Here is a 19,681-nt window from a genome sequence, read left to right on the forward strand (position 1 = left end):
AACGGCGGTATTGGCGGGGTCACTCCCGTCGCAATGGACAGGGCAATTCGCGTGCAGCGGTCCCGGTTGAGCTTGAATTACCAGCGTATCAAGCGCTGGCGACGGCGGCGCGCCGTCCAGAATTTCACGACCCTCGGGTTGGTTGTTCTGGGCCCGGTGCTGGCTGTCGTGACGTTTCTGATCCTGCGCAGTCCGTTGGATGCCGGGTCTGCGTCGCCGATCCTGCGTCTGGTGCTGCTGGCCGACCTTGTCTACATCATCATCGTCGCAGGGCTCGTGCTGAGCCGGGTGTTCTATCTGATCGTGGCGCGCCGCAACCAGTCGGCAGGATCGCGTCTGCACTTGCGTCTGACGGGCGTTTTCGTGGCCCTCGCATTGATCCCGACGGTGTTGGTCGCTGTCTTTGCGGTGCTGTCCATCAATCTGGGGTTCGAGGGATGGTTTTCGGAGCGGGTGCAGAACGTTCTGGGCACATCGCTGTCGACTGCGCAGGCCTACGAAGAGGAAGAACGATCAGAGGTGCTGCGCGACGGAAACGCGCTTGCGGCATACCTCAATACCGAGCGGCAGGCCAATTTCTTTATGAACGACGGTGACGTGCGGCAGGCCATTGCGGTCGTGCAGCCGCAGATCGACCGGGGATTGTCCGAGGTTTTTTTCCTCAACGGGGCCGGGGATATCATGACGCGTGGCGGCGGGTCGTATGATTTCAACTACGAACGGCCCGATCCCGCCGATTTCGACAGGGCCCGCAACAGCGGTGCCGTCGTGATCGAAGATGCGGCAAACAATGAATTTCGCGCACTTTTGGTGGTCGACACCTTTCCGGATCGTTTCCTGCTGGTGACCCGCCCGGTCGATGGGGAAATCCTGGCCCTGCTGGACGAGACCGAGGCGACGGTCGCGTTGTACGAACAGCTGGAACGCGACCGGGGCGCGTTGTTGTTCCAGTTCGGTGGATTGTATCTGGGATTTGCGGTGATCCTGATCCTCGCCGCGACCTGGCTGGGACTGTGGTTTGCAGAAAGGCTGTCGCGACCGGTCGGGCGGCTCGTGACGGCTTCGCAGCGGGTTGGTGCCGGTGATCTGGACGTCCGCGTGATCGAGGACGAAGGCGACGACGAAATCAGCCAGTTGGGGCATTACTTCAACCAGATGACCAGTCAGCTGAAAACGCAGCGCGACGATCTGGTTGGCAGCAACCGCCTGTTCGATTCCGTGCTGTCATCGGTCACATCCGGCGTGGTTGGGCTGGACGCTGATGGTCGGATCAGTTTCGTGAACCCCTCTGCGGTGCGGTTGTTGAACGTCGGGCGTGGCCAGACCACGACCGCGCTGTCGGTGGCTGTGCCCGAATTCGGGACATTGTTCGAAAAGCTGCGCGCCGATGGCCGGCCATTCGTGCAGGAACAGGTCAACCTCGTACGCAGTGGCAAACAGGAAAGCCTGCTGGTCCGTATGGCACCGCGTGCAGGTAATGACGGGACACTGGACGGCTATGTGGTCGCATTCGACGATGTGACCGACCTGGTCAGCGCACAGCGCATGGCCGCCTGGGGTGATGTCGCCCGCCGCATCGCCCACGAGATCAAGAACCCGCTGACGCCGATCCAGCTGTCGGCCGAGCGCATCAAACGCAAGTTCGGGGCAGAGGTCACAGACACCGACAAACTGAACCAGATGACTGATGTGATCGTGAGGCAGACCAATGATCTGCGTCGCATCGTCGATGAATTTTCGAAATTCGCGCGGATGCCGGAACCCGAGCTGGCCGTTTCGGACTTGTCGGCACTGTTGCGCGATGTGGTAACGCTGCAAGAAGCAGGTCAGCCGGATGTCAGGATCACTGCCGATACGCCAGCGCAGCCGGTTCTGACAGATATCGACCAGACGATGATCGGGCAGGCCCTGACCAATCTGATCAAGAACGCAGGCGAGGCGATCGAATCCCGCGCGGAACAGCAGGGTGGGCCGGTTGCCAACCCTCTTATCCGGGTTGCGATGGTGGTGGGGGATCACGGTGTGCGGATCACGATTTCCGACAACGGGATCGGTCTGCCGCAGGACCGCGCCCGGCTGTTCGAACCCTATGTGACGACGCGCGACAACGGGACGGGCCTCGGCCTGCCCATCGTGCGCAAGATCATCGAAGAACACGGCGGCACGCTGCAACTTGTGGATGCCGAACCTTTCGGCACGGACACCCACGCGGGGGCCTGTGCCGTGATTGAACTGCCGTTGGCCCCTGTCGGGGTTGCGGCCAACAAAATTCCAGCATGAGGTTTTGACTATGGGCGACATTCTGATCACCGACGACGAGCGCGACATCCGGGAACTGATCGGCGATATCCTCGAGGATGAGGGTTTCACCACGCGGTTGGCTGCAAATTCCGATCAATGCATGGCCGAGATCGCCAAGGAAACGCCGGCGCTGATGATTTTGGATATCTGGCTCAAGGATTCCAACATGGACGGGATCGATATTCTGAAAACCGTCAAACGTGACTATCCAGAAGTGCCGATCGTCATCATTTCCGGGCATGGCAACATCGAGATTGCGGTCGCGGCCATCAAGCAGGGGGCTTACGATTTCATCGAAAAACCGTTCAACATCGATCAGCTGATGGTCGTGATCCGGCGCGCGATGGAAACCAGCCGTCTGCGGCGCGAGAATGTCGAACTCAAACGCGGTGAGAGCGTTCCGGCCGACATGCTGGGTGACAGTGCGGCGTTCCGCGCCATGAAGGCGCAGCTGGACAAGGTGACCAAATCCAACGGACGTGTGATGCTGACCGGCCCTGCCGGTGCAGGCAAGGAAATCGCCGCGCGCTATATCCATGCCAATTCCAACCGGGCGGGCGCACCATTTGTCACGATCAATTCCGCCAGTGTCGAACCCGACCACATGGAAGAGGCCTTGTTTGGCCGTGAAAGTGCCGGCAAGGGCGTTGAAAAGGGTCTGCTGGAACAGGCCAACGGCGGGATCATCTATCTGGATGAAGTGGCCGAGATGCCGATGGGCACACAGGCCAAGATGCTGCGGGTTCTGGTGGATCAATCATTCCAGCGTGTCGGGGGGACCGAAAAAGTGCAGGTTGATCTGCGTTTCATCTCGTCCACGAACCGCGATTTGCCGAAGCTGATCGAACAGGGACTGTTCCGTCAGGAATTGTTTCACCGCCTGAACGTGGTGCCGATTGATGTGCCCAGCCTGGAAGAACGCCGCGAGGACATCCCCACGCTGGCCGAATATTTCATTGCACAACTGAACAAGGCGCAGGGTCTGCCGCTGCGCGAGCTGGCCGAGGATGCGCGCGCGCTGTTGCAGACGATGCTGTGGCCGGGCAACGTCCGTCAGTTGAAAAACGTCGTGGAACGCGTGCTGATACTGGGCGAGGGCAACCATCCCATCGCGGCCAAGGAGTTGCCCAACTCTGATGAAGCGCCCGCAACCGAGGGACGGATCGTGCTGTCGGGCGGGCTTGCGACATTGCCACTGCGCGAGGCGCGCGAGCTGTTCGAACGCGAGTATCTGCTGACCCAGATCAACCGTTTCGGTGGCAATATCAGCCGCACCGCCAGCTTTGTCGGGATGGAACGCAGCGCATTGCATCGCAAGCTCAAGTCGCTGGGTGTCGCGACGGCTAATAAGGCGGGCGCACGCGTGGCCTACGTCGAAGAAGGCGCGTGAATTGACGCGCGGCACCGGCCATGTCACTGGAGCGTAGGTCGGCAGGAGAACATCGATGAAGGTCATCATCTGCGGGGCTGGTCAGGTCGGCTGGCAAATCGCCCGGCATCTGGCGGGCGAACAGAACGACGTGACGGTTGTGGACAACAATCCCGAACTGGTGCGTCGCGCGACAGACAGCCTGGATGTGCAGGGCATCAGCGGCTTTGCCAGCTATCCCGACATCCTGGAACGGGCAGGGGCGCGTGACGCTGACATGATCATCGCCGCAACCCATTCCGATGAGGTGAACATGGTCACCTGTCAGGTGGCGCATTCCGTGTTCTCGATCCGCCGCAAGATCGCGCGTCTGCGGTCGCAAAGCTATCTGGATGCGATCTATTCCGACCTGTACCGGCGCGATCATTTGCCGATCGACGTGGTCATCAGCCCTGAGAAAGAAGTGGCAGCGGCGGCACTGCAACGGCTGGCCTCGCCTGCGTCATTCGACACAGAACAATTCCTGAATGATCAGGGCACCCTGATGGGCATTTCGATCGAGGCCGATTGCCCGGTGGTAAATACGCCGCTGCGCCAATTGACGGATCTGTTTTCGACATTGCGGGCCATTGTGGTGGGTGTACGGCGCGATGGCGTGATGTTCGTGCCCTCGGCCAAGGATCAGCTCTTTGCCGGCGATGACGCTTATATCTTTACGCATACGGATGACGTGAACCGGACGCTGGAGATTTTCGGCAAACATCAGACCCGACAGCAACGCATCGTCATCATCGGTGGTGGCAATGTCGGTCTGGCCGTCGCACGCGCGCTGGAGGCCAAGACCGAACGCCTGCGGGTGCGCATGATCGAACGGACGCGCGAGGCGGCAGAGGCCGCAGCGGATGCGCTGGATCGCACCATCGTGCTGCATGGCGACGGTCTGGATGCCGCATTGCTGGACGAGGCGGGTATCGCGACAGCGGATGCGGTTCTGGCCGTGACAGACGATGACAAGGTTAACCTGCTAGCATCGGTCCGGTCCAAGGAGATGGGCTGCAAGATGTCGATTTGTCTGGTCAACGATCCGACGCTGGTGCCCCTAATGGGGCCATTGGACGTGGATGCCTGGATCAACCCGCGGTCGACAACCGTTTCGTCGATCCTGCGACACGTGCGCCACGGACGGGTGCGGGGGGTCTATTCGATCGGCGATGCCGAGGCCGAATTGATCGAAGCGCAGGTGTTGTCCACATCGCCCATGGCAGGTCAAAAAATCCGCGACATCCAGTTCCCAGAGGGTGCCGTGGTCAGCGGTATTTCCAAGAATGGCAAGATGATCAAACCGGTCGCCGATACACGGATCGATGACGGTGATCTGGTTGCGATCTTTGCAATGGCGAATGACGTGCCAGAGGTCGAGCGCCTGTTGCAGGTGTCGATCGACTTTTTCTGATGGCAATTATGCGGTCCCTGCCATTTTTTGTGCTGCTGATGGGGATCGGGTCGGCTGCCATGCTGGTGCCGGCAATCCATGCCACGGCATTGGGTGCGACCCGCGTGATGCAGACGTTTTTTTATGCTGCGCTGCTGGGGTTGACGCTGACGTTGCTGGCGGGGCTTGCGACATCCGGGCGGGTGCCGCGCAATGCCGCCCTCAGCCAGTTGATGACGCTGGTGCTTGCCTTTGGGTTGTTGCCGATCATGTTTGCCGTCCCGTTCTACGAGGCGGGTGAAAACATCCGGTTCAGCGACGCCTGGTTCGAGATGGTGTCATCGTTCACGACGACGGGTGCGACGCTGTACGAGAACGCGGGACGTTTGCCGCCATCGTTGCATCTGTGGCGCGCGACCGTCGGCTGGCTGGGCGGAATGCTGACATGGATCGTGGCTGTCGCCATTTTCGCACCCATGAATCTGGGCGGGTTCGAGGTGCGGACCGCTGGCGGATCGGCGCAGTTTACGTCGGGCCGCTATAGTCAGATCGGCGAGGTCGCGCGGCTACAGGACCGGTTGGCCCGGCATACGGCCACGCTCGCCCCTATCTATGTCGGGCTGACCTTTGTATTGTGGATCGGTTTGGTGCTGCTTGGTGAAGTGCCCTATATCGCGCTGTGCCATGCGATGTCGGTGCTTTCGACATCCGGGATTTCGCCTATTGGTGGGGTCTATTACGCCGTGTCGGGGTTCTGGGGCGAACTGCTGATTTTCTGTTTCTTTGCCTTTGCCATTTCGCGCCTGACGTTTTCGCGGGGCATGTTCGGGGACAGTGATGCGCGGCTGGCCCGTGACCCTGAGGTGCGTATGGCACTGATTCTGGTCTCGGGCGTCACGGCGATGCTTTTCCTGCGTCATTGGCTGGGCAGCATAGAGGAGGGGACGACTTCGACGCTGCCCGCGCTGTTTTCGTCACTCTGGGGCAGTATTTTTACCGTCACATCATTCCTGACGACCACAGGGTTCGAATCACGGTTTTGGGACGGCGCAGCCGAGTGGTCCGGTCTGGAAACCCCCGGCCTGTTTCTGGTGGGGATAGCCCTGATCGGTGGTGGTGCTGCGACCACGGCGGGCGGCGTGAAACTGCTGCGCGTCTATGCGTTGTTCCGTCATTCCGAACGCGAGGTCGAACGTCTGCTGCATCCGTCATCTGTTGGTGGCGGCGGACGCGAGGCCCGCACGATCCGACGTCAGGGGGCCTATATTTCATGGGTATTCTTTATGTTGTTCGCCCTGTCGATCGCGGCGGTGATGTTGCTTCTGGCCCTGACAGGGGTGCAGTTCGAGACGACCATGGTTTTGACGGTGGCGGCGTTGTCGACCACCGGGCCGCTGGCCGTGGTGGGGGCGGAGTCCCCGATCAGTTATGCGGGTCTGCCGGACGCGGCCAAGGCTGTGCTTGGGGCGGCCATGGTGTTGGGGCGGCTGGAGACACTTGCCCTGATCGCGCTGTTCAATCCTGAGATCTGGCGGCGTTAGCGGGTTGATTTTAGGGCTGGATCATCCGAAAGACTGTGTCCATACTTTCTAACTGATGTTTCCGGCCGGTCCGCGGCCCGCAAGAATAATTGGAGACCCGATATGGCGTCTGACAAGGCCAATCTGCAGGATGCCTTCCTGAACCACGTGCGCAAGGTCAAGGTTCCTGTGACGATCTTTTTGGTGAACGGCGTCAAGCTTCAGGGCGTCATCACGTGGTTCGACAGTTTCTGCGTCCTGCTGCGTCGCGACGGCCAGAGCCAGCTGGTATATAAATCGGCGATCTCGACGATCATGCCAGCCCAACCCATTAGCCTGTACGAGGGCGAAGAATAATTGCTTGAACATGACCGGCCCATCACACGGGCCTACGTTCTGCACCCGGATCTGAAAACCGACCGTACCCGCCGCGCGGCTGACCCCGCGCTGGAAGAGGCCGTGTCGTTGGCTGCCGCCCTGCCTGACTTGCAGGTCGTCGGCGCAGAAGTGGTGCGTTTGCCGAAATTGCTGCCGGGGACTCTGTTCGGCAAGGGCAAGATCGCCGAGTTGAAAGACCGGATGAAAGCCGAAGAGGTCGAGCTTGTCTTGATCGACGGCCACGTCACGCCGGTGCAGCAGCGCAACCTGGAAAAGGCCTGGGACGTCAAACTGCTGGACCGGACAGGCTTGATTCTTGAAATCTTCTCGGATCGGGCGCGTACCGCGGAGGGTGTGTTGCAGGTCGAAATGGCGGCATTGTCATATCAGCGCACCCGTCTGGTGCGGGCCTGGACCCACCTGGAACGGCAGCGCGGCGGGCTTGGTTTCGTCGGCGGTCCCGGTGAAACCCAGATCGAGGCCGACCGCCGTGCCATCGACATGCAGTTGCAGGCGCTGAAGCGGCAGCTGGAAAAGGTCGTCAAGACCCGGACGCTGCACCGCGCGGCACGGGCCAAGGTCCCGTATCCGATCGTGGCGCTGGTCGGCTATACCAACGCGGGAAAATCGACGCTGTTCAACCGGCTGACAGGTGCGGATGTATTCGCCAAGGACATGCTGTTCGCGACGCTGGACCCCACCATGCGCCAGATCGAGCTGCCCGAGGGCGACAAGATCATCATGTCGGATACGGTCGGTTTCATTTCCGACTTGCCCACAGAGTTGGTGGCTGCATTCCGTGCAACACTGGAAGAAGTGCTGGATGCGGATCTGATCGTGCATGTGCGTGACATCAGCCATCCGCAGACCGAAGAGCAGTCCAAGGATGTAATGGCGATCCTCACGTCCTTGGGGGTGGCCGATGACGCCCCGTTGCTGGAGGTCTGGAACAAGATCGACCGGCTGCCCAGCGATGATCACGATGGAATCGTCACGCAGGCGGCAAGAACAGAAGACATCTTTGCCATTTCCGCGATCACCGGCGAAGGGCTCGACCCTTTGCTGGATGCGATCAGCGAGCTGCTCAAGGACCCGCGAACAGCAGAACAACTGGTTCTGGGGTTCGGGGCCGGCAAAGCGCGGGCGTGGTTGTTCGATCAGGGCGTGGTGACGGGTGAAAGGCAGAGCGAAGACGGCTATGTCATCGACGTGTTCTGGACACAGACGCAGGCCAGCCGGTTCCGCAAGCTGGACTGAGAGTCACAGATGTTCGAGTGGCGCGCGTGTTGTGCATGCGGGAGCCTCCGGCGGGAGTATTTCGGGCAAGATGATGCGCGGGGGAGGCACCCGTTCAGAGCCGTTCCATCTGAAATCAGGTTTCGATTAGGCCGGATGATCTGGGAAATGGATTATTGATGTGAAAAGGGCGCCCCGTGGGGCGCCCTTTTGTGATTTAGCAGCTGTAGTACAGCTTGTATTCGACCGGGTGCGGCGTGTGCTCGACCTGGTAGACCTCTTCCCACTTGAGGGCCATGTAGCCTTCGAGCTGGGATTTGGTGAACACGTCGCCTTGCAGCAGGAAGTCGTGATCGGCCTCGAGCGATTCCAGGGCTTCGCGCAGCGAGCCGCAGACCGTCGGGATGGCGGCCAGTTCTTCGGGCGGCAGGTCGTAGAGATCCTTGTCCGAGGAGGGGCCGGGGTCGATCTTGTTCTTGATGCCGTCAAGACCGGCCATCAGCAGGGCCGCAAAGCACAGGTAGGGGTTCGCGGCGGGATCGGGGAAACGTGCCTCGACGCGCTTGGCTTTGGGCGATTCGGACCACGGGATACGTACACAACCCGAACGGTTACGGGCGGAATACGCGCGCAGAACCGGAGCCTCGAAGCCGGGGATCAGACGCTTGTAGCTGTTCGTGGACGGGTTCGTGATCGCGTTCAGCGCTTTGGCGTGCTTGAGGATGCCGCCGATGAAATACAGCGCTTCCTGGCTCAGATCGGCGTATTTGTCGCCGGCGAACAGGGGCTTGCCGTCTTTCCAGATCGACATGTTCACGTGCATGCCGGTACCGTTGTCGCCTGCGATCGGTTTGGGCATGAAGGTTGCCGACTTGCCGTAGGCCTGGGCCACGTTGTGGATGACGTACTTGTATTTCTGCAGTTCGTCGGCCTGATGTGTCAGTGTGCCGAAGATCAGACCCAGCTCGTGCTGGCAGCTGGCCACTTCGTGATGGTGCTTGTCGACCTTCATGCCCATGCGCTTCATCGTGGTCAGCATTTCGCCACGCATGTCCTGCGCGTCATCGATCGGGTTCACCGGGAAGTAGCCGCCCTTGATGCCGGGACGGTGGCCGGTGTTGCCCATCTCGTATTCGGTATCGGTGTTCCATGCGCCGTCGATTGCGTCGACCTGGAAAGACACCTTGTTCATCGAGACCGAGTAGCGCACGTCGTCAAAGACGAAGAATTCAGCCTCGGGGCCGCAATAGAAGGTGTCACCGATGCCGGATGACTTCAGGTAGGCCTCTGCCTTTTGAGCGGTGCCGCGCGGGTCGCGGTCATAGGGTTCCATCGTGTCCGGCTCGACGATGGAGCAATGCAGACAGATGGTTTTTTCAGCATAGAAGGGGTCGACATAGGCTGTTGCCGTGTCGGGCATCAGTTTCATGTCGGACTGATCGATCGATTTCCAGCCCGCGATGGATGAACCATCGAACATGAAGCCTTCTTCGAGGAAGTCTTCGTCAACCAGATCAGACACGATCGTGACGTGTTGCAATTTGCCCTTGGGGTCAGTGAAGCGGATGTCGACGTAGTCGGCCTCCTCGTCCTTCATCATTTTCAGAAAGTCTTTGGTGCTCATGAGCTGTCCTTTCGGTTCGTGTCTTGTATTTTACAGCGCGTCGTCGCCGGATTCGCCGGTTCGGATGCGGATGGCTTGTTCGACCGTGCTGACGAAAATCTTTCCGTCGCCGATCTTGTCGGTCTTGGCGGCCTCGACGATCGCGGCGATTGCCGCATCGACCTGATCGTCGGCAAGGACGACCTCGAGTTTTACCTTGGGCAGGAAGTCGACGACGTATTCGGCGCCGCGGTACAATTCGGTATGACCTTTCTGACGGCCGAAACCTTTGACTTCGACCACGGACAAGCCCTGAATGCCGACTTCTTGCAGCGCTTCTTTTACTTCATCCAGCTTGAACGGCTTGATGATGGCTTCGATTTTCTTCACGCAGACTCCCCCGTATGGCTTACTTCCGAGGTGAGAACATTTTCGTGACAGACCTACAATTCATCCCGGCATCGCAGGGCACGGGATCAGACTGAAAAATACGCATCGGTGCAAAATTTAGGCTATCTGATCAAAAAGAGTGCGAAATGAGAATTGCGACCAAGTTCGAGATCCGAACGCCGGGCGACCGGCGGTTTTCCGGGGAATTTTGGGTAAAAAACGCAAAAACGCGCAATGCTTTCGGGCCAAGACGATCGCAAGATCGGCATAGACACGTCCCGAAAGCACTGCGCGTGCTGTTTTTATAGTCATATGCGGCCAACTGGCCGCGTCGCGCCGTCAGACGGCGGCAGATGCCATTTCGATGCCGTCGGCATAAAGGATATGCTGGCGATCAAAGGTGAGCGTGTAGGTCGTCATTTGCTGTGCCGCCTGGAGGGCGAGGTATTCGCCGTCAACCAGACGGGCAGCCTCGACATTGGCGGTCTGGGTTCCGAACAACGCTTCGGCACGCCAATCGCGAATGTGCAGGATCGTGTTGGGCGTAACCATGATGTCGCGGTCGGGGCGTGTGTGCCCGAGCGAACCGGCCTTGATACGGATCGGTGCGATTTTCTGGGTTGCTACGTCGATTTTACGCAGGATCGCCATGCCACTGTCGCGGGTGATGATGCGCATGCCCGCTTCGAGGTGTTCGACGGGCATTTCGCCTTCCATCGTCATGATGGTTGTACCGGCGCATACGCCTGCGTTGAGTTTAGCCTTCTTGGGCGCAGCAACGCTGCGTTCGATCGTCTTGGTCTGCATGGCGTTTTTCCCGCTCTAGCTTGTGTCTGCCTCAATAGTTCTTCCACAACTAAGGCAAGATTCTGGCACAGTCATGCTTTTTCTGGGATGCTTTTTATTCTCGCATCCCCCTGTGACCTTTGTTAGACAGCCGCCAAACACCGGGGGCGCGGAAACGTGCCCCCGTAACAATGCGGGTGTGGCGGAATTGGTAGACGCACCAGATTTAGGTTCTGGCGCCGCAAGGCGTGGGGGTTCAAGTCCCTTCACCCGCACCATATTCGAATGAAAGAAGGACATTTCATGCAGGTCAACGAGACCCTGAACGACGGCCTCAAGCGCGGCTATACCATCACTGTCACAGCGGCAGAGCTGGATGCAAAAGTTGTCGAGAAGCTGGAAGAAGCGCGCCCAGGCGTGGAAATGAAGGGCTTTCGCAAGGGTAAGGTGCCGATGGCCCTGTTGCGCAAGCAGTTCGGTCCGCGCCTGATGGGCGAAGCCATGCAGGACAGCATCGACGGTGCCCTGCGCGACCACCTTGACAGCACCGGCGATCGTCCGGCTGCTCAGCCCGAAATGAAGATGTCCAATGCGGACTGGAAAGAGGGCGACGACGTCGTTGTCGAAGTGTCTTACGAGGCGCTGCCCGACGTGCCGGACACCGATTTCTCTGCGATCAAGCTGGAAAAGATGGTCGTGAAGGCAGATGATTCTGCTGTCGAAGAAGCGCTGACCAACCTAGCAGAGAGCCCGCAGGCCCAGACGTTCGAGAAAAAGAACGGTCTGTCCAAGGATGGCTATCAGGTCGTGATCGATTTCGTCGGCAAGATCGACGGTGAGGCATTCGACGGCGGATCGGCCGAAGATTACCCGCTGGTGCTGGGGTCCAACTCCTTTATCCCCGGTTTCGAGGAGCAACTGTTGAAGACCAAGGCCGGTGAGGAAAAGGCCGTGACGGTTAATTTCCCCGAGGACTATCAGGCAGAGCATCTGGCCGGCAAGGAAGCCGTGTTTGATGTGACCGTCAAAGAGGTCCGCGAGCCCGTCACGCCGGAAATGAACGACGAACTGGCCAAGAAGTTCGGTGCCGAGGATCTGGAAGCCCTGAAGGGTCAAATCCGTGATCGTCTGGAAGCTGAATATCAGGGCGCGTCCCGCGCGGTCGCCAAGCGTAAGCTGCTGGACGAGCTGGACACGGCAGTCGATTTTGAACTGCCCCCTAGTCTGGTCGATGCCGAAGCCGGTCAGATCGCGCACCAGCTGTGGCATGAGGAAAACCCCGACGTCCAAGGCCACGACCACCCCGAGATCAATCCGACCGAAGAGCACATCACCCTGGCCAAGCGTCGGGTAAAGCTGGGTCTGTTGCTGGCCGATATCGGCCAGAAGGCAGAGATCAAGGTGACGGACCAGGAGATGACGCAGGCCATCATGAACCAGGCGCGTCAGTACCCGGGACAAGAGCGTCAATTCTTTGAGTTCGTGCAGCAGAACGCACAGTTCCGCCAGCAGCTGCAAGCGCCGTTGTTCGAGGACAAGGTCGTCGATCACATTCTTGAAAAAGCAGATGTGACCGAGAAGGAAGTCAGCAAGGACGACCTGCAAAAAGCTGTCGAGGCGATGGAATCCGAAGACTGATCCAGAGGATCAACTTTTTTCGAAATGGCGCCCCATGGGGCGCCATTTTTCGTTGTGGCCTTGTCTGAACGGCTGAAAGCCCCACATTATTGGTATAGGCAGCACGCTTGCGTGCTACCAGTTGGGACGAGTTTACCCCGTGCGGAAAACATTGAAATTTGCGTTGATCCTGAGTGGTCTGATGTTCAGCGGTTTACCGCTGACGGCGCAGGCGTGCCCCAATCCGGACATAGCGTCATTCACGCAGCTGACCGAGAGCGGCGTGAGCCTGCGCCGTGGGAAGTCCGTACGCTTGACGGCGGGCGGAATGCGCCCGTTGGGGGAATGCCCCCAGGCTAGCGTCGCGCGTGGCAGTGAGTCCCATTTCACCGATGCGCCGACGTTCGAGTTGAATTTGGTCGGAATGATGGGACTGGCATTGCAAATGAGCGCGGATACCGGATGCGCGCGCGATATGCTGGTCCATACGGCCGATGGGTCGTGGTATTATCGCGGACCGGGACTGAACGGGTTCATGCCGCCGATGATGCTGTCCAATCCGGGCACAGGCGCGCTCAAGGTCTGGGTCGGCACTCAGGACGACCGCAGTTGCAGGATACGCATGGAATTTCTGACATTGCTGCGATGAGGGCCGCAAAACAATCAGGGCCGGATCATTGCTGATCCGGCCCTGACTGTAGCGATGGCCGCCAACCCGAAAAGGGCAGGCGACCGTTTGTCTGTATCAGGCGTTGTCGGATGCGCGGGGCGCGTCGTCGCCATCGTCTTCGGATGCGGCAGAGCCGAGATCGTCGAACAATTCCTGGATTTCGAATTCAGCTGCTGCTTCTTCTTCGGCGGCCAGTTCCTGAATGGATTTGCCAGCGGCCTGAAGCTCTGCTTCTTCGGCGGAACGTGCGACGTTCAGGGTGATCGTTGCCTCGACCTCGGGGTGCAGGTTCAGCGTCACATCGTGCAGACCCAGATCCTTGATCGGACCTTGCAGCACGACCTGATTGCGGTCGACCTTGTAACCGTCGGCGGCAGCGGCATCGGCCACGTCACGGGGTGTGACGGAGCCATAGAGAGAGCCCGCGTCGGACGCGGACCGAATCACGATGAACTGCTTGCCGTCGATCTTGTCTGCCTCGGCCTGTGCGGCAGCGCGTGTTTCAGCGTTGCGTGCCTCGAGTGCGGCCTTTTCGGCCTCAAAGCGAGCGAGGTTCGCAGCGTTGACGCGCAGCGCCTTTTTCTGCGGCAGCAGGTAGTTGCGCGCATAGCCTTCCTTGACAGAGACGACTTCGCCCATGTTGCCCAGCTTTGCGACGCGTTCGAGAAGAATGATGTCCATGATGCGGGTCCTTACTTCACTGCGTAGGGCAGAAGGGCGAGGAACCGTGCACGCTTGATCGCCTGGGCGAGCTTGCGCTGGTTCTTGGCGCCGACGGCGGTGATGCGGGCAGGCACGATCTTGCCGCGCTCGGAGATGTAGCGCTGCAGGGTGCGGGTGTCTTTGTAGTCGATCGCCGGAGCGTTTTCGCCCTCAAACGGATCGGACTTGCGACGACGGAAAAACGGTTTGGTAGCCATGTCTTACAATCCTTTTGTGAAGTTAGCGGCGCTCGCGACGGCTGTCGCGTTCGTCACGTTTCTGCATTTGGACCGACGGGCCGTCCTCGTGTGCGTCGACCTTGATCGTCAGAACGCGCATGACGTCTTCGTGCAGGCGCATCAGGCGTTCCATCTCTTGCACGGCAGCCGCGGGGGCGTCGGTGCGCAGATAGGCGTAGTGGCCCTTGCGGTTCTTGTTGATCTTGTAGGCCATGGTCTTGACGCCCCAGTATTCGGAGTCGACCAGCTTGCCTTCGTTGTCGGACAGGACTGTCCCGAAGTGTTCGATCAGGGCTTCGGCTTGCGTGTTGGACAAGTCCTGACGCGCAATCATCACATGCTCATACAGCGGCATGGTATTCCTTACATGTTCGGCGCACTTCAAAGACCGGGTGGTTCCACTTCCGCGTCCCGGTCACGAGAGGCTGCGCAGGTCAAAAGTCGCGCGGAAGTTCGGCGCTTATACACGGGGACGGGCAGGGCGCAAGCCTGCGTGCACACAGCGGCCGGGTCGCGCAGAGTCCATGAATCAACTATCAATGGCCACGGTTTTGCCAAAGTCCGGTTGCACGACGAAAAGAAAAGCCGAAACCACCCCAAGGAGTACAGATGAGCGATCTTGCAACCGACCGTAGGGATGTGGTGCGTATCCGCGGATGGATGCCCGGTGGGCTAATGGCCATGAGCAGTAGCGGATTTGACGTGGAAGAGGCGTTCTGGGGCTACACGATATCGCATGCGGGTGGCCCGCGTCTGGCATTGGTGCTTGTTCAGTTTCTTGTCTTGTTGACGGGGGCATTGTGTGCGGCATCGGGGATGACGTTACTGTTGCTGTCACCTGTGTCGGATATCGTATTCCGATCGCCGCTGATTTTCGGGTGTTTTGCCTTTTCATTGCTGTTGATGTGGTACGCGACGCGCGGGCTGTCTTCGCGCTATGAGATCGACACGCATCGGTCGGAACTGCGGCGCGTGGTTCTGAACCGCACCGGATTGCTGACAATCCAGGCGCGGTATGGTTTCGACAGTATCGCAAACGTCTACGTCGAAGCTGTGAACGACCAGACATCGCGGCTGTACGTGCGGTTCCGCAATGGGCCTGGTCGCATCGTGGTCGCCAGCGGCAAGCCAGAGGATCTGGAACCATTGTCCGTGCGGCTGCGTCGCGACATGGTGCTGGGCGTGGTGCAAAGGAACCCGTGAACATGGGCTGTTCGAAAATGTGAAATTGCATTCATCAGGCCAGATCACATTTATTTCCGTGCAGACACATCAACACGGAGTACCACAATGAAAACGATTTTCGGCACCGCCACCGCGCTCGCCCTGCTGTCCACGCCCGTTCTGGCCGCACCTGCGCCCTACACGCTGGATGCAAGCCACAGCCAGGTTCTGTTCAATTACGATCACTTGGGCTTTTCGACGACCTACGGCTTGTTCTCGGGCTTTGACGGCGAAATTTCCTTTGACGCCGAAGACCCTGCTGCATCCAGCGTGTCGGTGTCGTTCCCGGTGCGCAGCATGATGACCGGCTGGGAAGCCCGTTTCGAGCATTTCATGTCCGATGATTTCTTTGGCGCAGCCGAAGACGACATGGTCACCTTTACCTCGACCGCGATCGAAGTGACCGGTGAGAACACCGCACTGATCACCGGTGATCTGAGCATGAACGGCATCACCAAGGAAGTTGTTCTGGACACGGTCCTGAACCAGGCCGGTCAACATCCGATGGCCGAAAAACCCTGGCTGGGCTTTGACGCGACAACAACGCTGCTGCGGTCCGATTTCGAAGTCGGCGCATTCGCACCCTTTGTCAGCGACGAAGTGCAGGTGATGATCTCGATCGAAGCTGAAGCAGCTGAATAAGCGACCTTCTGATTGACAACATAGGGGCTGCGCCGGGCATTCCGGCGCAGCCCCTTTCTTTTGCGGTCGATGCAAAGCAAAGGGCCCGCTGCATGTTGCAGCGGGCCCTATTTTTATCGCGCGGTGCGGGTTTTTCGTCAGTTGTTGCGTGTCGCGGTGAGGTCCATCGTGACGATCACGTCAAAGGCCAGATTGGATTCACCTTCCATGCTTTCGCCGATGTTGAATGTCTGGCGATTCAACGTGGTTTGCCCGGATGCCGTGGCCGTGTCGCCGTCAAGCGTCAGCGAAAATGGCAGGGTGACCGGTGCCTCGACCCCCTTGAGCGTGAGTGTTCCGTCCGCGACATAGCTGCCGTCGTCCTGTACCGTGATGGGCGCTGCAAAGGTGGCTGTCGGGAAATTGGCCTGATTGAAAAAGTCAGCCCCCATGGCCTGATCCGTCACCGACCCAAGCGTCAGTGACCCGATGGAGACCGTGACCTCGACCGTGCCTGCATCCGCTGTGGCTTCGGGGTCGAAGGTGATCGCTGCCGTCCAGTCGGCAAAGCTGCCTGTAACCTCGTCACCCATCTGCACTACGGTGATGCCAAGCGCACCGTCCTGAACGGTCCAGTCCGAAGCGACCTCGGCCAGTGCTTCGGTTGTCAGTGCCGCGGTTGTGCCGGCGGCCATGCCAGCGCCGACGCCTGCACCGATTGCCAGTGCAGCGGCGGCCAACGCCGGAGCAGCGATCGGCGTGCGGTGATAGGCGACATCCGGCATCTGCGATTTCCCGAACCACATACGACGCAGGGTGGCGTCCTTGTCGATGAAATGATGCTTGAGTGCGCCTGCGACGTGCAGGGCAAGCGCGCCCATCAGCACTTTGGTCAGGATGATGTGCACACTGCCGAACAGATGCGCGACCTCGGGGTCCTTGGGGACGAAGGGCAGGGACTGCCCGAACGGCCACCAGATCGGGGCGAACCCGGTCGAGGCGGCGTGGTCGATCCAGCCTGTCAGCGGCACGAGGACAAGACTGCCGTAAAGCGTCCAGTGCACAATTTCCGCCAAAAGCGTTTCCGTCTTGCGTTCAGGGTGCAGGGGGCCGGGTTTGCGATGGCCGATTGCCCAGACGATGCGCAGCAGGGCCACGAAAAACAAAAGCACGCCCAAAGTCTTGTGGGTCGAAAAGAGCGTTGTCTTGATCGCGAGTGCGGAATCGGTATCCGCAGCCCAGTCATTGGCCAGCGTCCCGAGGATCAGCAGGGCGAGGATGAGTATGGCCGTCAGCCAGTGAAACGTCTTGGTCACCGTGCCGAAGGTTGTCGGGGTGTCGGACATGGGCGCAAATCCTTTCAATTTGCAGCAGATATAGATTGTTCTAAAGCAAGGTCACAATTTGCATTGACGCAGAGGCATTGTGCGACTTGGGGGCTTTGGCTATCCAAGCCGTCAATTGACAAATGACAGGAGACCTCATGCGCGCATTCGTTTTTCCCGGCCAAGGGGCCCAGACCATAGGGATGGGCAAGGCGCTGGCGGAGGCCTATCCGGCGGCACAGGCCGTTTTCGACACCGTGGACGACGCCCTGGGCGAAAAGCTGTCTGCGCTGATCTGGGACGGTGACGCCGACACGCTGCAATTGACCCGCAATGCCCAACCCGCGCTGATGGCGACGTCGCTGGCGGCCATGGCGGCACTGGAGGCCGAAGGGATCACGATATCCGATGCGGCCTATGTGGCGGGGCATTCGCTGGGTGAATATTCGGCACTGGCGGCGGCTGGCGCATTGGACATTGCCGATTGCGCGCGGCTGCTACGCACCCGCGGCGAGGCGATGCAGAACGCCGTGCCCGTCGGCGAGGGTGCCATGGCTGCGGTGCTGGGGCTGAGCATCGCGCAGGTCGAGGAGGTTGTCGCCGCCGCCGCTGACGCGGGCGTCTGTGAGGTCGCAAACGAAAACGATCCGTCCCAGACCGTCATTTCGGGGGCCAAGGCCGCAGTGGAACGTGCGGCTGTTCTGGCAAAAGAGGCAGGTGCGAAGCGTGCCCTGATGCTGCCGGTTTCGGCACCGTTTCATTGTGCTCTGATGGCACCCGCAGCGCAGGTGATGCAAGACGCGCTGTCTGACGTGACAATCCGCGCCCCGCGTGTTCCGGTGGTGGCGAATGTCAACGCAAACGCCGTGACGGACCCCGACGAGATCCGCGCCTTGCTTGTTGCACAGGTTGCAGGTCGTGTGCGGTGGTCAACTTCGGTTGCGTGGATGGCCGATCAGGGCGTCACGTCCTTTACCGAGATCGGTGCAGGCAAGGCATTGTCCGGCATGATCCGCAGGATCGCAAAAGACGCGGCGTGTGCGAATGTCGGCACGCCCGAAGAGGCAAAGGCGGTTGCAGCCGCGATGAAGGGATAAGACATGTTCGATTTGACAGGTAAGAATGCGCTAGTGACGGGTGCCTCTGGCGGGATCGGCGGTGCCATTGCGACCGCGCTGCATGGGGCGGGGGCCACGGTGGGTCTGTCCGGTACGCGGGTCGAACCGCTGGAAGCGCTTGCGGCTGAGCTGGGCGAACGGGTTCACGTTCTGCCATGCAACCTGAGCGATGCAGAGGCTGTTACGGCACTGCCGAAACAGGCGATCGAGGCGATGGGGTCGCTGGACATTCTGGTGAACAACGCCGGGATCACGCGCGACAACATCTTTATGCGGATGTCGGATGACGAATGGGCCAGCGTTCTGGACGTGAACCTCACGTCCAGCATGCGCCTGTGCAAAGGGGCCATTCGCGGCATGATGAAATCGCGTTGGGGTCGGATCGTGAACATCACCTCCGTCGTGGGCGCGACCGGCAACCCCGGTCAGGCAAACTACGCCGCCAGCAAGGCCGGCATGGTCGGCATGAGCAAATCCATCGCCTACGAGGTCGCCAGTCGTGGAATCACGGTCAACTGTGTGGCACCCGGTTTCATCGCCACGCCGATGACAGACGCACTGAACGATGAACAGCGCAGCGGTATTCTGGGCCAGATTCCGGCAGGTCGGATGGGCGAAGCTGACGAGATTGCAGCCGCTGTTCTGTATCTGGCAAGCCCCGAGGCCGCCTATGTCACCGGTGCGACCTTGCATGTGAATGGCGGAATGGCCATGCTCTGAGCCGTGGCCGGTCGGAGTGCGAAAGCGTTTGCGTGCTCTCGTTTCTCTGCTATAGGCCGGGCGGAAACGAATAGACGGGCCACATGGTCCGTTTCAAAACCGGGGCATGCCCCATACAGAACGTGAGGATATTTCATGAGCGACGTCGAAGGCCGCGTACGCAAGATCGTTGTAGAGCATCTTGGTGTTGAAGAAGACAAAGTCGTCGAAAGCGCGTCGTTCATCGACGACCTCGGCGCTGACAGCCTCGACACCGTCGAGCTGGTGATGGCATTCGAAGAGGAATTCGGCATCGAAATCCCCGACGATGCAGCCGAGACCATCCAGACCTTCGGCGATGCGGTCAAATTCATCAAGGGCGCGCTGTAAGTCAGCGTCCCGGTCCTCTTGGACCGTCTGATACAAAAGACCCCCGGTCCTGCCGGGGGTC

20 protein-coding genes and 1 tRNA gene are annotated in these 19,681 nt (G+C 59.7%); 14 read left to right on the forward strand and 7 right to left on the reverse strand.

Annotation, left to right across the window (positions count from 1 at the left end):
- Positions 1-33: 33 nt before the first annotated feature.
- The 6 genes from BMX27_RS07605 (at position 34) to hflX (ending at position 8,257) form a co-directional block, all read left to right on the forward strand.
- Positions 34-2,280, forward strand: a complete 2,247-nt coding sequence (locus BMX27_RS07605; RefSeq protein WP_090159284.1) for a sensor histidine kinase NtrY-like — start codon at positions 34-36, stop codon at positions 2,278-2,280.
- Between the two features lie 10 nt (positions 2,281-2,290).
- Entirely contained in the window at positions 2,291-3,691 is a 1,401-nt protein-coding gene (locus tag BMX27_RS07610) for a nitrogen assimilation response regulator NtrX (RefSeq protein WP_090159285.1), read from the forward strand.
- A gap of 55 nt (positions 3,692-3,746) precedes the next feature.
- The gene (gene trkA, locus BMX27_RS07615; protein WP_056031567.1) at positions 3,747-5,123 is read left to right on the forward strand and encodes a Trk system potassium transporter TrkA; all 1,377 of its coding nucleotides are present in this window, start codon (positions 3,747-3,749) and stop codon (positions 5,121-5,123) included.
- Positions 5,123-6,643 (forward strand): TrkH family potassium uptake protein, encoded by a 1,521-nt coding sequence (locus BMX27_RS07620; RefSeq protein ID WP_090159286.1) that lies wholly within the window; start codon positions 5,123-5,125, stop codon positions 6,641-6,643. Before trkA ends, BMX27_RS07620 begins: the two co-directional genes overlap by 1 nt.
- 102 nt (positions 6,644-6,745) lie before the next feature.
- Positions 6,746-6,979, forward strand: a complete 234-nt coding sequence (hfq, locus tag BMX27_RS07625) for an RNA chaperone Hfq (protein WP_056031573.1) — start codon at positions 6,746-6,748, stop codon at positions 6,977-6,979.
- Complete coding sequence (hflX, locus tag BMX27_RS07630) at positions 6,980-8,257, forward strand: GTPase HflX (RefSeq protein WP_090159287.1); 1,278 nt, start codon at positions 6,980-6,982, stop codon at positions 8,255-8,257.
- A gap of 196 nt (positions 8,258-8,453) precedes the next feature.
- Here hflX and glnA read toward each other — a convergent pair whose 3' ends face one another.
- The 3 genes from glnA to BMX27_RS07645 all read right to left on the reverse strand — a co-directional run bounded on the left by glnA (position 8,454) and on the right by BMX27_RS07645 (position 11,036).
- Entirely contained in the window at positions 8,454-9,860 is a 1,407-nt protein-coding gene (gene glnA / locus BMX27_RS07635) for a type I glutamate--ammonia ligase (RefSeq protein WP_090159288.1), read from the reverse strand.
- 30 nt (positions 9,861-9,890) lie between these two features.
- Positions 9,891-10,229 (reverse strand): P-II family nitrogen regulator, encoded by a 339-nt coding sequence (locus BMX27_RS07640; RefSeq protein ID WP_056031582.1) that lies wholly within the window; start codon positions 10,227-10,229, stop codon positions 9,891-9,893.
- A gap of 339 nt (positions 10,230-10,568) precedes the next feature.
- Entirely contained in the window at positions 10,569-11,036 is a 468-nt protein-coding gene (locus BMX27_RS07645; RefSeq protein WP_090159289.1) for a Hint domain-containing protein, read from the reverse strand.
- Positions 11,037-11,208: 172 nt separating this feature from the next.
- Here BMX27_RS07645 and BMX27_RS07650 point away from each other — a divergent pair.
- The 3 genes from BMX27_RS07650 to BMX27_RS16725 all read left to right on the forward strand — a co-directional run bounded on the left by BMX27_RS07650 (position 11,209) and on the right by BMX27_RS16725 (position 13,281).
- Positions 11,209-11,293 (forward strand) — tRNA-Leu (locus tag BMX27_RS07650).
- 25 nt (positions 11,294-11,318) lie between these two features.
- Positions 11,319-12,653, forward strand: coding sequence for a trigger factor (gene tig / locus BMX27_RS07655; protein WP_090159290.1), 1,335 nt, complete (start codon positions 11,319-11,321; stop codon positions 12,651-12,653).
- A gap of 424 nt (positions 12,654-13,077) precedes the next feature.
- Complete coding sequence (locus BMX27_RS16725; RefSeq protein WP_143056799.1) at positions 13,078-13,281, forward strand: hypothetical protein; 204 nt, start codon at positions 13,078-13,080, stop codon at positions 13,279-13,281.
- A gap of 96 nt (positions 13,282-13,377) precedes the next feature.
- Here the strand turns inward: BMX27_RS16725 and rplI are convergent, their stop codons facing one another.
- Genes rplI through rpsF form a run of 3 tightly spaced genes read right to left on the reverse strand, consistent with a single transcriptional unit; the run spans position 13,378 to position 14,598 of the window.
- Positions 13,378-13,983, reverse strand: coding sequence for a 50S ribosomal protein L9 (gene rplI / locus BMX27_RS07665; RefSeq protein WP_090159292.1), 606 nt, complete (start codon positions 13,981-13,983; stop codon positions 13,378-13,380).
- Between the two features lie 11 nt (positions 13,984-13,994).
- Positions 13,995-14,222 (reverse strand): 30S ribosomal protein S18, encoded by a 228-nt coding sequence (gene rpsR, locus BMX27_RS07670; protein ID WP_056031599.1) that lies wholly within the window; start codon positions 14,220-14,222, stop codon positions 13,995-13,997.
- A 22-nt stretch (positions 14,223-14,244) separates the two neighbouring features.
- Positions 14,245-14,598 (reverse strand): 30S ribosomal protein S6, encoded by a 354-nt coding sequence (gene rpsF, locus BMX27_RS07675; RefSeq protein ID WP_056031601.1) that lies wholly within the window; start codon positions 14,596-14,598, stop codon positions 14,245-14,247.
- Between the two features lie 254 nt (positions 14,599-14,852).
- Here rpsF and BMX27_RS07680 point away from each other — a divergent pair, with 254 nt between their 5' ends.
- A complete protein-coding gene (locus tag BMX27_RS07680) occupies positions 14,853-15,446 on the forward strand; it encodes a hypothetical protein (RefSeq protein WP_090159293.1) in 594 nt (197 codons plus the stop codon).
- An 87-nt stretch (positions 15,447-15,533) separates the two neighbouring features.
- Positions 15,534-16,109, forward strand: coding sequence for a YceI family protein (locus tag BMX27_RS07685; RefSeq protein ID WP_090159294.1), 576 nt, complete (start codon positions 15,534-15,536; stop codon positions 16,107-16,109).
- 137 nt (positions 16,110-16,246) lie between these two features.
- Here BMX27_RS07685 and BMX27_RS07690 read toward each other — a convergent pair whose 3' ends face one another.
- Positions 16,247-17,434, reverse strand: a complete 1,188-nt coding sequence (locus tag BMX27_RS07690; RefSeq protein ID WP_090159295.1) for a cytochrome b/b6 domain-containing protein — start codon at positions 17,432-17,434, stop codon at positions 16,247-16,249.
- Positions 17,435-17,571: 137 nt separating this feature from the next.
- Between BMX27_RS07690 and fabD the strand changes: the two genes are divergently transcribed.
- The 3 genes from fabD to BMX27_RS07705 all read left to right on the forward strand — a co-directional run bounded on the left by fabD (position 17,572) and on the right by BMX27_RS07705 (position 19,620).
- Complete coding sequence (gene fabD / locus BMX27_RS07695) at positions 17,572-18,510, forward strand: ACP S-malonyltransferase (RefSeq protein WP_090159296.1); 939 nt, start codon at positions 17,572-17,574, stop codon at positions 18,508-18,510.
- Between the two features lie 3 nt (positions 18,511-18,513).
- Positions 18,514-19,251, forward strand: a complete 738-nt coding sequence (gene fabG, locus BMX27_RS07700) for a 3-oxoacyl-[acyl-carrier-protein] reductase (RefSeq protein WP_056031614.1) — start codon at positions 18,514-18,516, stop codon at positions 19,249-19,251.
- Positions 19,252-19,386: 135 nt separating this feature from the next.
- Positions 19,387-19,620, forward strand: a complete 234-nt coding sequence (locus BMX27_RS07705; protein ID WP_056031618.1) for an acyl carrier protein — start codon at positions 19,387-19,389, stop codon at positions 19,618-19,620.
- Positions 19,621-19,681 lie beyond the last annotated feature (61 nt).

Source organism: Loktanella sp. DSM 29012 (genome assembly GCF_900110705.1).
Taxonomy (GTDB): Bacteria; Pseudomonadota; Alphaproteobacteria; order Rhodobacterales; family Rhodobacteraceae; genus Loktanella; species Loktanella gaetbuli.

What these genes read in the sequence shown, in the direction of transcription:
- BMX27_RS07605 (WP_090159284.1), top strand. Translation starts at nt 34, where the DNA reads ATGGACAGGGCAATTCGCGTGCAGCGGTCCCGGTTGAGCTTGAATTAC.
- BMX27_RS07610 (WP_090159285.1), top strand. Translation starts at nt 2,291, where the DNA reads ATGGGCGACATTCTGATCACCGACGACGAGCGCGACATCCGGGAACTG.
- trkA (WP_056031567.1), top strand. Translation starts at nt 3,747, where the DNA reads ATGAAGGTCATCATCTGCGGGGCTGGTCAGGTCGGCTGGCAAATCGCC.
- BMX27_RS07620 (WP_090159286.1), top strand. Translation starts at nt 5,123, where the DNA reads ATGGCAATTATGCGGTCCCTGCCATTTTTTGTGCTGCTGATGGGGATC.
- hfq (WP_056031573.1), top strand. Translation starts at nt 6,746, where the DNA reads ATGGCGTCTGACAAGGCCAATCTGCAGGATGCCTTCCTGAACCACGTG.
- glnA (WP_090159288.1), bottom strand. Translation starts at nt 9,860, where the DNA reads ATGAGCACCAAAGACTTTCTGAAAATGATGAAGGACGAGGAGGCCGAC.
- BMX27_RS07645 (WP_090159289.1), bottom strand. Translation starts at nt 11,036, where the DNA reads ATGCAGACCAAGACGATCGAACGCAGCGTTGCTGCGCCCAAGAAGGCT.
- tig (WP_090159290.1), top strand. Translation starts at nt 11,319, where the DNA reads ATGCAGGTCAACGAGACCCTGAACGACGGCCTCAAGCGCGGCTATACC.
- BMX27_RS16725 (WP_143056799.1), top strand. Translation starts at nt 13,078, where the DNA reads ATGAGCGCGGATACCGGATGCGCGCGCGATATGCTGGTCCATACGGCC.
- rplI (WP_090159292.1), bottom strand. Translation starts at nt 13,983, where the DNA reads ATGGACATCATTCTTCTCGAACGCGTCGCAAAGCTGGGCAACATGGGC.
- rpsR (WP_056031599.1), bottom strand. Translation starts at nt 14,222, where the DNA reads ATGGCTACCAAACCGTTTTTCCGTCGTCGCAAGTCCGATCCGTTTGAG.
- rpsF (WP_056031601.1), bottom strand. Translation starts at nt 14,598, where the DNA reads ATGCCGCTGTATGAGCATGTGATGATTGCGCGTCAGGACTTGTCCAAC.
- BMX27_RS07680 (WP_090159293.1), top strand. Translation starts at nt 14,853, where the DNA reads ATGAGCGATCTTGCAACCGACCGTAGGGATGTGGTGCGTATCCGCGGA.
- BMX27_RS07685 (WP_090159294.1), top strand. Translation starts at nt 15,534, where the DNA reads ATGAAAACGATTTTCGGCACCGCCACCGCGCTCGCCCTGCTGTCCACG.
- BMX27_RS07690 (WP_090159295.1), bottom strand. Translation starts at nt 17,434, where the DNA reads ATGTCCGACACCCCGACAACCTTCGGCACGGTGACCAAGACGTTTCAC.
- fabD (WP_090159296.1), top strand. Translation starts at nt 17,572, where the DNA reads ATGCGCGCATTCGTTTTTCCCGGCCAAGGGGCCCAGACCATAGGGATG.
- fabG (WP_056031614.1), top strand. Translation starts at nt 18,514, where the DNA reads ATGTTCGATTTGACAGGTAAGAATGCGCTAGTGACGGGTGCCTCTGGC.
- BMX27_RS07705 (WP_056031618.1), top strand. Translation starts at nt 19,387, where the DNA reads ATGAGCGACGTCGAAGGCCGCGTACGCAAGATCGTTGTAGAGCATCTT.